Annotated in this window: 13 protein-coding genes; 6 read left to right on the top strand and 7 right to left on the bottom strand. The window is 56.3% G+C overall.

Translation table 11 applies throughout. The features are described 5' to 3' along the window. From PN477_RS05745 to PN477_RS05735, 3 genes are all read left to right on the top strand, one after another. A partial coding sequence (locus tag PN477_RS05745) for a response regulator (protein WP_272147065.1) occupies positions 1–406 on the top strand: 406 nt, incomplete at its 5' end. Next, positions 403–864 (top strand): chemotaxis protein CheW, encoded by a 462-nt coding sequence (locus PN477_RS05740; RefSeq protein ID WP_272121855.1) that lies wholly within the window; start codon positions 403–405, stop codon positions 862–864. The genes PN477_RS05745 and PN477_RS05740, both read left to right, overlap by 4 nt. A gap of 3 nt (positions 865–867) precedes the next feature. Then, positions 868–1464, top strand: coding sequence for a helix-turn-helix domain-containing protein (locus PN477_RS05735; RefSeq protein ID WP_272121853.1), 597 nt, complete (start codon positions 868–870; stop codon positions 1462–1464). Positions 1465–1750: 286 nt separating this feature from the next. Here the strand turns inward: PN477_RS05735 and PN477_RS05730 are convergent, their stop codons facing one another. From PN477_RS05730 to PN477_RS05720, 3 genes are all read right to left on the bottom strand, one after another. Beyond that, positions 1751–2770 carry a glucokinase gene (locus tag PN477_RS05730; protein WP_272121851.1) on the bottom strand — a complete coding sequence of 340 codons (1020 nt, stop codon included), beginning with the start codon at positions 2768–2770 and terminating at the stop codon, positions 1751–1753. Between the two features lie 81 nt (positions 2771–2851). Further along, a complete protein-coding gene (locus PN477_RS05725) occupies positions 2852–3679 on the bottom strand; it encodes an ABC transporter permease (protein WP_272121849.1) in 828 nt (275 codons plus the stop codon). A 3-nt stretch (positions 3680–3682) separates the two neighbouring features. Continuing rightward, entirely contained in the window at positions 3683–4540 is an 858-nt protein-coding gene (locus PN477_RS05720; RefSeq protein WP_272121847.1) for an ABC transporter permease, read from the bottom strand. A 125-nt stretch (positions 4541–4665) separates the two neighbouring features. On the opposite strand from PN477_RS05720, the gene PN477_RS05715 reads away from it, so the two are divergent. After that, the gene (locus PN477_RS05715) at positions 4666–4809 is read left to right on the top strand and encodes a hypothetical protein (protein ID WP_272121845.1); all 144 of its coding nucleotides are present in this window, start codon (positions 4666–4668) and stop codon (positions 4807–4809) included. 49 nt (positions 4810–4858) lie between these two features. Then, positions 4859–6643 carry a polysaccharide biosynthesis/export family protein gene (locus PN477_RS05710; RefSeq protein WP_272121844.1) on the top strand — a complete coding sequence of 595 codons (1785 nt, stop codon included), beginning with the start codon at positions 4859–4861 and terminating at the stop codon, positions 6641–6643. A gap of 107 nt (positions 6644–6750) precedes the next feature. On the opposite strand, the gene PN477_RS05705 is transcribed toward PN477_RS05710, so the two are convergent. From PN477_RS05705 to PN477_RS05695, 3 genes are all read right to left on the bottom strand, one after another. Continuing rightward, entirely contained in the window at positions 6751–8862 is a 2112-nt protein-coding gene (locus tag PN477_RS05705) for a glycoside hydrolase family 10-like protein (protein WP_272121843.1), read from the bottom strand. Positions 8863–8979: 117 nt separating this feature from the next. Then, positions 8980–10149, bottom strand: a complete 1170-nt coding sequence (locus PN477_RS05700; RefSeq protein ID WP_272121841.1) for an LL-diaminopimelate aminotransferase — start codon at positions 10147–10149, stop codon at positions 8980–8982. Positions 10150–10233: 84 nt separating this feature from the next. Further along, a complete protein-coding gene (locus PN477_RS05695) occupies positions 10234–10557 on the bottom strand; it encodes a thioredoxin family protein (RefSeq protein ID WP_272121839.1) in 324 nt (107 codons plus the stop codon). A gap of 153 nt (positions 10558–10710) precedes the next feature. Here PN477_RS05695 and PN477_RS05690 point away from each other — a divergent pair, with 153 nt between their 5' ends. Continuing rightward, positions 10711–11244, top strand: a complete 534-nt coding sequence (locus PN477_RS05690) for a gamma carbonic anhydrase family protein (protein ID WP_272121838.1) — start codon at positions 10711–10713, stop codon at positions 11242–11244. Between the two features lie 117 nt (positions 11245–11361). Here the strand turns inward: PN477_RS05690 and ccmS are convergent, their stop codons facing one another. Beyond that, entirely contained in the window at positions 11362–11844 is a 483-nt protein-coding gene (gene ccmS / locus PN477_RS05685) for a beta-carboxysome assembly chaperone CcmS (RefSeq protein ID WP_272147063.1), read from the bottom strand. Between the last annotated feature and the right edge of the window lie 11 nt (positions 11845–11855).

Here is an 11855-nt window from a genome sequence, read left to right as displayed (position 1 = left end):
CCCCGACCCCGTGGAAACCGCCGCCCCCATTGCCACCATCCTCGTGGTGGATGATTCCCTAACGGAGCGGCAAACCTTGAGTTTGATGCTCAAACGCCACGGCAAGCGGGTGATTGAAGCCAAAGATGGTTTAGAAGCCTTGGAACAGTTGCGCAGTGGTCGTTCGGTGGATGCGATTCTCTGTGATATTGAAATGCCCCGGATGAATGGCCTAGAGTTTTTAAGTGCAGCGCGGCAGGATCTCCAAGGGGCAAACATTCCGGTGCTGATGCTCACCTCCCGCAGTCGCGATCGCTTTCAAACCATCGCCCTCGAATTGGGAGCCGCCGCCTACCTCACCAAACCCTACATTGAGCAAGAAATTCTCACCACCCTGGACACCGCCCTTGGGAGAAAACGGTCATGAGTGACTTAGTGGACACTGAACGGATGCGGGTGATCGTGTTTACGGTTCATACCCATTCCTTTGCCCTGCCGATGAAAGCCGTGTTAAAAATTAGCCCACGCCCGACCCAACTCCATCAGGGCTTTGATGATGTGGGCTTGATTGAACTGGATGGCCAAACGGTGCGCCTCTTGGTGCTCGAACAGTCCTGGGCGGTTGATCCTCTGCCGAATCATCCGTTTTTGATTTTGGTGCAGGGGGGATCGGATTGGATTTTGGGGATTCAAGTGGCGGAACTCCCCAACATGATGGAATTAGACCGGGCTTCGATCCAAGCCATTCCCGAAGCCGCGCGGCAAACCCCCCTGGGGTCACTCTGTCACTATGTCGCCCTTTGGCACGGAGACAACGAGGCCCCGCAACCGATCTTCTTGTTGGATTTGGCGTTGACCTTGAAAGCCCATCACACGGAGGCCTAGGCCATGACGACCCCTCCGGTGAGCGATCGCTATACCCAACGCCTCCGCCACCACATGGCGCGACAGAATCTCCCCAGTTTTCGCCAGTTGGCCCACCACGCCGGCGTTTCCCCCGCCACAATCCGACAATTGCGGGCCGGTCAGGCGGCGCGATGTCGCGGGGAAACCTTGGCAAAAATTGCGATCGCCCTCGATCTCACCGTCGATCAACTCCTGGCCGAATTCAGCGCATCGCCCTTAACCCGTCCCGCGCCTGCCCCGGCTCCCCCTGACCCCAGTGATGCCCTCCACATCCTTGAACCCTGGCTCCTGCAATGGCCCACCGTTGTCGCCGCCGTCACCAAAAACCCCGACCTCCCCGCCAGTAAAATCATTCCCCTTGTTAAACCCCTAGAACGGCTGCTTGATCATTGGCAAGTGAGGGCGATCGCCCCCATCGGCAGCGAACACCCCTACGATCCGAAAATCCATGAACTCATGGACGGCACAGCCACACCAGGCGCGATCGTTCGCATCCGCTACGCAGGCTATTACCACGGCGAAGCCCTCCTCTACCGTGCGAAAGTTTCCCCCGTTGCGATCGGTAGCGCCCAGGGTTAACATTTCTGGTCAGCGATACTCAAAACCCTTAAGTTTGTTCACCCTCACCCCAAACCCCTCTCCCATGGGGCTATTCTCCACAACGCTCTAAGGTTGACCTCCCCTGTGTTTAAATTCCCCTCCATCGTCAAGGCAGCGAGCTAGAAGCTCGCATTACAGAGGATTGCAGGCCTGTTAGTGTGAGCCTCTGGCTCACTCATACCCCCGCCAGATTCGTAACTTGGGTTATGTATCAGCAGTAGTCCACAGGGCGAGGGGTTGCTGACCTGGACGTAAGGGTAAGGGTCTAGGGTTCGAGTTGGGCGGCGCAGATGCCCGCACCGAGGAGACCAACCTGGGGATTGAGCACCACAGAGATCCGCACCGGATCGAGAACACCACTAACGCGGCCTTTTGCGTGATAGGCGGCCATGAATTCCCCGGCTTCGATCAGGGGGAGGAGTTTGGCGGCGATGCCGCCGGCGATGAAGAGGCCGCCGTAGGGGAGAAGTTTGAGGGCGAGGTTACCTGCTTCGGCTCCGTAGGCGGACATGAAGAGATCGAGGGTTTCGCCACAGAGGCGATCGCGCCCGTCCAAGGCCGCCTTGGAGATGATCGCGGCGGCATCGGCGTTGGGGCTGTTGAGTTGGGCGGTGATGTCGGCGGATTCCGGAACCATGAGGCGATCGCGCAAACAGGCGTAAATATCCACAATGCCCATGCCCGACACCACCCGCTCCACCGAGACCCGCTCTAGTTGGCGCACGGATTTGAGGTGGTTCAAGAGGGCGTATTCGCGGTCGTTGCGAGGGGCGAAATCCGTGTGGCCGCCTTCGGTGGGGAAAACGCGATGTTTGTGCTGCCCGATGGGAATCACCACCGCTTCGCCGAGGCCCGTTCCTGCCCCTAAGACGGCGATCGGGGCGCTGGGGTCTACCATTCCCGCCTGCAAAACATGGAGTTCATCGGGCTGCAACCCCAGCACCCCGTAGCCAATCCCGGCAAAGTCGTTAATCAGCGCCACCTGATCCAATTGCAAATCCTGGCCAAGGCGATCGCCGTCCAGTTTCCAACTCAGGTTTGTGAGGGTGCAGGTATTGTTGTGGACGGGGCCAGCGATCGCAAAACAGGCATAAGCAGGACTACTCCCATCCTCTTGATGACCCACCGTGGCCAGAAATTCCTTCACGATCGGCACGAGATCTTCATAGTCAGCACTAACATAATGCTGCCGCTCCGATACCGGCTGAATCCCGGTTGCGGTGGGTTTAAAGAGTTGCAACAACGTCTTTGTCCCACCAATATCACCTGCCAGTAATAAGGTCATTCGTTCCCTCCAAAATCACTAAAATTAATCACCTAATTTGTTAGCTTAACTTGTTCATTTTCTGAGCGGGCCCATGGGAGATTAGTTTTTAGAGTTGGAGGGTGGGGCAGAGGATTTTAAGGCTTGGAATGTCGCTAATCCTGCCCCGATGATTGCAAAGGAAAACAGTGTGGTTAAAGTGCCGAGAGCATAGAGAGCGGGGGAGGTGACATTGGTGGTCATCCCGAAGATTTCGAGGGGGAGGGTGTTGTTTTCGCCGGAAATCAGGGAGGTGCGATTAAATTCGTCGTAGGAGAGAGTAAAACTGAGCATCCCCACCCCAATTAAACTCGGCGCAATCAGGGGTAAAACAATCTGACCAAAGGTTTGAAAATCACTCGCGCCTAAATCCCGCGAGGCTTCTTCATAGGCTGGATTAAACCGATTAAAGACCCCCACCATAATTAAAAAGGCAAAGGGCAATGTCCAGGTTAAATGTCCCCCCAAGGCGGAGCTATACCATTGCACATCCCAGCCCAAGACATTGAAGAAAATTCCAATCCCCAAGGACACTAAAATACTGGGTACAATTAAGCTCGTGATGGTTAGGTAAAAGATAAAACGGGAGCCTGTAAATTTACGCCGAAAAGCCATGCCCGCCATCACACTAAACGCCACAGATAGGAGCGTCACAATCAGGCCGAGGGTGAGCGATCGCAAAAACGGTGTGACAAATTCGCCGATCCGCTGTTCACCAAACACCGATTGAATCCAATAAAAGCTAAATCCTCGCATCGGAAAGGTTAAATTCCCCTCTTCTCCTTGGAAAGAAAGCAGGAAAATCGCCGACATTGGGCCGTAGAGAAAGAGCACAAAAAGACTAAAGAATGCGCCGAGAATGTAAAACGAAAGGGGGCGTTTCTGAGGCATTTTCTACAGTTCCTTACGAATATCAACGGTGCGGAGAATTGCGAAAACCATCATTAAGGTGATGATCAACAAAATGACGGCATTGGCGGCGGCTTGGGGGTATTGTAAACTGCCGATTTGGTTGCGAATGGCATAGCCGACCGATGAGGCTTGACCGCCACTCATCAGGCGCACGGTGGTAAATTCGCCCATTACCAAGGTGACAATAAAGATTGATCCAATGGCAACACCGGGCAGGGAGAGGGGAAAAATGATTTCTTTAAAAACTTGCCAACTGGCAGCACCGGAATCAAGGGCGGCGGTGATTAAGTTGCGGTCAATGCGCACGAGACTGTTAAAGATAGGAACCACCATAAAGAGGGTATAGAGGTGCAGCATAGCCAAGACAACGGCAAAGTCAGAAAAGAGGAAGAGTTCTACGGGTTCTTGAACCAAATTAAGGTGCATCAGCAGTTGATTTAAGAGTCCTTCCCGACCGAGAAACGGTATCCAAGAAATCATCCGAATCACGTTAGAGGTAAAGAAGGGAATGGTGCAGACCACAAAGAGGATCACTTGCCATTTGAGGCTTTGGATATGGAAGGCTAAAAAGTAGGCAACGGGGTAAGCGATCGCAAAGGCCAAGATCCAAACAATGGCGACAAATTTAAAGGTGTTGAGATAGGTACTGAGGTAAACCGAAGAGGTGAAGATGCTGCGATAGTTTTCAAAGATCAAGGCGGGGGTCATGGCATAGCCGTTGAATTCCCAAAAACTCACCACGACGATCGTTAAAATCGGAAAGACTAAAAAGAGTAAAAAAACTAGGAATTGTGGGGCAACTAAGAGATAGTTTTGGAGGGGTTTCCAAATTTTCAACATAGGGCGAGGTGAAATATAGCGGTTTTCATAAACTTGAGAGACAAAGATCCCCCTCAATTCCCCTTTTTAAGGGGGAAGTGGCGTTCTCATCCTTTCGCAATCTGCTATAGCCGCAAAGGGCTAGTATGCAGAATTTTAGATCAGACTGTTGTGATCTGTGCGACGGTTTCGGGGAATGCGTCGGCCTCTGGGGGCGATCGCTGCGGTGCTCGGTGGGGGTGGCCCGTGCTGGGGTGAATCGTTCTGGCTCAACTGTTATAACGGCATAAAGATACGGCTTGGCTGTAGAGTTGACGTTGTTAATTGTTAGGTTGCACCATGGCTCCGATTCGATTGTTTCAGAGTCCCTACGGCGTGCGGGGGACGATCGCCCTGTTGCTCTTGGTGTGGGGAGTTGGGCCCGCTAGCTTGGCGCAATCACTGCCGCCCCAGTCGGGCGAATCGATCCCCGTGCCGGAGTCTGATCCTTTACCTGCACTGCGGCAGAGGATTCAGATGGGCGATCGCCTTTTGATTCGCGTTCTCTCTGAGCCGACGCTCAACAGCGAGCCTGTGGTGCTGAGTGATGGCACGGTGGAATTGCCCCGCTTGGGGGCGTTGACGGTGTTGGGGTTAACGCCAGCGGCGGCGGCGGCGCAAATTTCTAACGCCTATCAACGCTTAGGGCTGACGGATGGACAGGTGACGGTACAGGTTGACCGCCAAGATCGTGACCCTGCACCCTTGACTACTCCGTTTTTCGCGCCGTCGCCGCCGGTACAGCGTCGCCCGAACCTCACCGCGCCCCCGGAACAAAGCTATACCTTGGGGGCGGGCGATCGCATCCAGATCCAAACCTTCCAACTGCCCCAATACAGCGGCGATCATGAAGTGCTGATCGATGGCACGATCCTCCTGCCTCAATTGGGCGCGTTTCGCGTCACGGGGTTGACTCCAACGGCAGCGGCAAAGGCGATCGCAGCTCGCTACGAACAAGCCCGCATCCTCCGCAATCCTCAGATCAATCTCGTCCTCATCGAACCCCGCCCCTTCCAAGTGGCCGTAGCCGGGGAAATTAGCCGCCCCGGTTCCTACATTCTGCCCCGCCAAGGCACGCAATTTCCCACCCTCTCCCAAGCCCTCCAAGCCGCCGGCGGCATCACCCAAGCCGCCAACCTCCACGCCGTCGAAATCCGCCGCACTGCCACCCAAGAAACCCTCACCGTCAATCTGTGGCAACTGTTGCAAACCGGCGATCTGGGCGATGATCCCACCCTCCGCGACGGCGACACGATCCTAATCCCCACCGCCACCACCACCAACCTCGCCGAACTCTCCCGCCTCCGGGATGCGAATTTTGCCGCGAGTACCGATCGCCCCCTGAATATTGCCGTGATTGGTGAAGTGTTTCGCCCTGGCCCCTACACCGTGACGGGGGGTGCTCGTACCGGGGCGGCAGGCACACCCGGCGGAGCCAGCGGGCCGAGCAGTGTCCCGACGGTGGCGCGGGCGTTGCAGGTGGCGGGGGGGATTAAGCCCCAGGCGGATATTCGCAATATTCAATTGTTTCGGCGCACGGGGAGCGGCGATCGCCAAACCCTCACCGTCAACCTGTGGGAACTGTTGCAATCCGGTAACGCCCTTCAGGATGTGCAACTTCAAGAAGGCGATACCCTCATCGTCCCCAAAGCCGAGAATTTAACCCCAGAGGAAACGGCTGCGATCGCCGCCGCCAGCTTCTCCCCCGACAGCATCCGCGTTAACGTTGTCGGCGAAGTCCAACGGCCCGGCTTAACCCAAGTCCCCCCCAACGCCTCCCTCAATCAGACCCTCCTCGCCGCCGGCGGCTTTAGCAATCGCGCCCGCCGGGGAACCATCGCCCTGATTCGCCTCAACCCCGACGGCACTGTCCTCCGCCAAATCATCCCCATCGACTTCGCCGAAAACGTCAACGATGCCACCAACCCCCCCCTCCGCAACGAAGACATCCTCATCGTCAGCCGTTCCGGCCTCGCCTCCTTCTCCGACACCCTCACCGAAGTAACCCGCCCCCTCAGCAGCATTTTGAACCTTTTCCTCTTCCCGCTGCGGGTGTTTGATGTGTTCGATAGTATTGGAGACTGAGAACAGAGTGAGGATTTCGTATCCGTCGAGGATGGAAATCCTAGGTCGTGCGATCGCCTCGCTCGCTGCCCTGAGGAAGGGGATCAACGACACTCACTCGAACCATGCTAAGTCACCGCAATCATCACCCCTTCGCTTTCCTGTTTGAGGCGATCCACCGTACAGATCGCATAGGTTCCGGGGTTAAGATTCACCGCCCGACTAGCCGCCGGGAGTAATTGGCGCAACGTCCACCCCCCCGGTACTGCCTCGTAGATCGTCCAGCCCCACAGGTCTTGATTCGCCGGGGCTTGCCATGACAATCGCCCCTTGTCCGCCTTCACCGCTGCTGGGAGTGCTGGGCGCGTGCCCCCTGTCGCGTTTAACACCGGAACGAGGGACGGGTTGGGGTAGAGCTTCGAGCGAAACACCTCCCGCACGTTTTGGGTATTTTCCAACAGGGGTTTGATGTTGTAGTAAATATTGCCCAACGCCTTGCTCTGATTTAAATCCCGCGTCAGACTCACTTGCCATTCAAACTCACTCACCGGCCATTCCGAATTATCCAACTTCACCAAATTATTACCGGGGTAAATATGTGCGCCCTTGGGGTTATTCTCCGTCCACCATTTCAGCAAGACGGGATAGCTCTGCTGCACTTGGTCGATTTTCCAGTAGAGTTGCGGGGCGATGTAGTCTACCCACCCTTGGGCGAGCCATTCTTTCGGGTCGGCATAGAGGGCGGCGTATTGATCCAAGCCTCTGATGCCTTCGGGTTGACCGGGGCGATAGATACCAAAGGGGCTAATCCCGAATTTAACGTGGGGCTTGGTGGCGCGGATACCGGTGCTGAGGCGTTTGACCATTTTATTGACGTTATCCCGTCGCCAGTCGGCTAAACCGAGGGAACCGCCGTTTTTGCGGTATTGGTCGTAGGTTTTGCTGTCCGGGAAGGGTTCGTCGGGTTTGGGGTAGGGGTAAAAATAATCGTCGAGGTGGATGCCGTCGATGTCGTAGCGTTTAACCACGTCGAGGATGACTTCATAGGTGCGGTTTTGGACGAGTTCGCTGCCGGGGTCCATCCAGCGGCCGGAGCCGTAGTTATGGACTTCGCTGGGATAGACGGCATCGATGTGGGGCGGGGTGACGGGGGTATTGCGGGAGATTTGGGCGCGGTAGGGGTTGAACCAGGCGTGAACTTCGATCGCACGTTTGCGGGCTTCTTCGATCACATAGGTGAGGGGGTCGTAAAACGGATCGGGGGGTGTGCCCTGCTTGCCGGTGAGCCAAGCGCTCCATGGTTCGCGGCTAGAGGCGTAGAGGGCATCACCTTCAGGGCGGACTTGGAAGATGAGGGCGTTGAGGTTAAGGTTGACCATCGTGTCAAGGATGGTGCGGAGTTCTTGCTGTTGGGTGGCGGTGGGTAAGCCCGCCCGCGAGGGGAAGTTAATATTCCACACGGAGGCGACCCAAACGCCGCGAAATTCGCGCTGGTGGGCGACGGGGATCGCATCGGCACGGGGAGCCGGGGGCGCAGCAACGATCGCACTTGAGGTGATTTTCGGCATCCGGCCAAGCGATACCAGGGCTTGGTAGATCATGGCGCAGACTTCGCCCCTGGTGACGGCTTGGTTTGGACGGAGCCGCTCTAGATCGGGATAGTTCACCACCAATTCTAAGCGGGTGGCATATTTGGCCGCCGGTTCGCCGTAGCTGGGGATTTCGGCCCAATCGGTATAGTATTGCGGCAAGAGGATGCGATCGACTCCCGACGGGGCCGGATCGAGGGCATTGACCAGGGCGATCAGCACTTGGATTTTGGTGACTTCGAGATTGGGGCGAAATTCTCGATTGGGGAAGCCGGAGAGGATGCCCATTTGGTAGGTTTTGGCGATCGCATTCGCCGCCCAGAAACTCCCATTCACATCCACGAATTGGATCGGGTCACGCACCAAGGGCAGTTTAAACACATTGGTCATCAACGCCGCAAACTGGGCCCGGTTGATCCGCTGATTGGGTCGAAACGTGCCATCGGGAAAGCCGCTGGTAAAATTCGCCTTGGCCATCGCCGCAATAAACCGCTGCGCCCAATGGCCAGCCGTATCACTAAATTGCGGCTCCGGGGGCGCGATCGGTGTGAGGGTCAGGGTCACATCATAATCCCCGGCCGGAATGTCTTTTAACTGTGCCGTCAGTTTACCCGTGGCATCAACGCTTGCCTTGGTGGTGATGCTATCCATACGCCCTCTATCCGCATTTCTCTAGGCTCAAGTGTACACCGAGTTTTTGGGCTTGGTGAGTGGTGGAAGGCGAGGGGCCTCAGCCCCTTGCCGGGTTTGAGTCTGCTGAGTCATTGCCTAACCCAGGAACGGCTGAATTTTAGCGATCGCCTCCCGCAGCACTTCCGGCGGATGCACCAGAGCAAACCGCACATAGCCTTCCCCCATCGCGCCAAATCCCGCCCCTGGAGCCAGAGCCACCCCTGTTTTACGCACCAACGCTTGACAGAAGCCAATGGAGTTATCGCGCCAAGCGGGGGGAAGTTGCGCCCAAATGTACATCGTCGCGGGGGGGGTGCTGACGGGCCAGCCGATCGCCGCCATCGCCTCCACCATCGCATCACGCCGTTCCGCGAAGGTCTCTACGGTGGTATTGACGATCGCTTGATTGGCTTCGAGGGCAGCGATCGCACCGCGCATAATGCCGCGATATTGATTGAAATCGATCACCGCCTTCACCTGCCGCAACGCCCCGATAATCTCGGCGTTGCCCACCGCGTAGGCAATCCGGAAGCCGCCCATGTTATAGGACTTGGAGAAGGTGAAAAACTCGATGCTGCGGGTTTTGTCCGGGTCGGCTTGGAGCAACGACGGCGCGGCGGGGCTGCCCTCAAAAACAAGATCGGCATAGGGGAAATCGTGGGCCAAAATGAGGTCATGACGCTCACAAAACGCGATCGCAGTTTTAAAGAAGTCCAAAGACGCGATCGCCGTCGTCGGATTGTGGGGATAGCTCAACACCATCAACCGCGCCTGCTGTAACACCTCCGCCGGAATCTCCTCAAATTGCGGCAAAAACCCCGCCTCAGCCCGGAGCGGCATGGTGTGAACCCGTCCCCCCGCCAGGGCCACACCGCCAAAATGGGACGGATACCCCGGATCTTGGAGCAGCGCATAATCTCCCGGATTCAACACCGCTAAGGGTAAATGGGCCGTCCCCTCCTGACAGCCAATCAGGGGAAGCACTTCACTGTCGGGGTCAATGGGAATGGTGTATTTTGCGGTGTAATGGCGGGCGATCGCTTGGCGAAAGGGTTCCGTACTCTGAAATAGGGCGTAACCGTGGGTGCTGGGGTCATCCAGAGCAGATGCGATCGCCTCTAGCACCACGGGCGGCGTGGGGAGATCCGATGATCCCAACGACAGATCAATCATCGGCAAACCCTGCGCGATCGCCTCTCCCTTGGCACGATCCATATCTGCAAAAACATTTGACTGAAGCGAGCGAAGACGATGGGCAAATTCCATAATTCAGAGGGTTAATTCAGGGAAAATGATCGCAATAGGGCATGATGCACCATGCCCGCCGGGTGAAACAGAATCTTCACATGATTAGAGATTTTGATCGAGAAATTCCACAATTTTGGGCCGGGTGATGGCCCCTTCATGGGATGCGATCAGAGTTTTATCTTTAAAAATGCGCAATGCTGGCACACCCTCGACAGCGCATTGTTTGACCGATTCAGGGTTAGGATCAACTTCTAACTTGACCACCTTGAGGCGATCGCCATAGTCTGCGGCTATTTTCTCAATCGACGGCGACATCAGCTTGCAAGGCCCACACCACGCCGCCCAAAAATAGGCGAGCACGGGCTGTTCCGCCTGCATCACCTCTTGCTCAAATTGATCATCTTGAATTGTGAGGACAGTACTCATTGTTTTTGGCGTTAAATCAGGTACGTTAACTAAAGAGATTCAAACAAAATCTGATCTTCCATACTAGGGGAGTGACACGGGACAAAACAAGCTAACCCCGATCCCCAGAACCGAAATTAAAACGGTCAGATAGCCAAATTCAAAATCAAGTCCATGACCCAGTTTCCCCCTGTTTCTCCTTGGCCGAGTCCCGATTTAACCCCTGCTGCGTTTGTGTCTCCAACAGCAACGGTGCTGGGTCATGTGACGCTGGGGGCAGGGGCGAGTGTGTGGTATGGGGCGGTCTTGCGGGGGGATGTGGAGCGGATTGAAGTAGGAGCCCATAGCAATGTCCAGGATGGGGCGGTGCTCCATGGTGATCCGGGGCAGCCGACGATTTTAGGCGACTATGTGACGGTGGGACATCGGGCGGTGATTCATTCGGCACGGATTGAGCGGGGCTGTTTGATCGGGATTGGGGCGATTGTGCTCAATGGGGTGACGGTGGGGGCGGGAAGTATGATCGGGGCGGGCTGTGTGGTGACGAAGGATGTGCCGCCGCGATCGCTCATGGTGGGCATCCCCGCGAAACGACTACGGGAGGTCTCCGAGGCCCAAGCGGCGGAATTAATCGAACACGCCCAACGCTACGAACACCTCGCCCAAGTCCACGCCGGTACGGGAACGGATCTCGGTTTTCACGCTTAGTGCCACGGCACAGCTAAAATAATGCTGAATTGTAGGGTGGGTTAGGCGGCTTAAATACAGACTATTACTGCAATCTAGCAATCCGCCGTAACCCACCGATTAAGACGTGCCACGCCACTAGGAACCGGGCGAGTCAGGAGGGGCAGATGCGTCGGCTGAGGTTGACTCAGACTCAGGCGCAAAGCGGCGGGCGAGTTCATCCTCAAGCTCAACCATGAGGGTTTCCAAGACAGGCTCGTCCAGGGTTTGATAGGCTTCGGGGGGGGTGGGGTCGGGTTCAAAAAAGAGGATTTTGATTTGTCCATCACCGATCGCAAGGATCAAGACTTCGGTTTCCGGCTGGTAGGCATCGAGGAGGCCGAGCACTTCTTGGAGTTGGTGCGCCACGTTTTGGTTGAGGGCTTCGACGGCGCGACGGGGACAGGTGACAAAGTGGGGCTGGGGTTGGAGGTCAATGCCTAGCACGTCGGTGGTTTCCGGGTTGGCGAGGTGAAAGCTCCAACTCAAGGCGGCAATTTGGGGGCGACAGTCCCGCGCAAATTGGTCGAGGCGGTACTTCCACGGCTCGGAGTCGGTTTGTGGGGGACGGGAACCAAACATGGGTAAGGGAG

The organism is Spirulina subsalsa CS-330, from assembly GCF_028330765.1.
GTDB lineage: Bacteria > Cyanobacteriota > Cyanobacteriia > Cyanobacteriales > Spirulinaceae > Spirulina > Spirulina subsalsa_A.
Note: the sequence above shows the minus strand (reverse complement) of the source record. Positions and strands in the feature narration are given on the sequence as shown.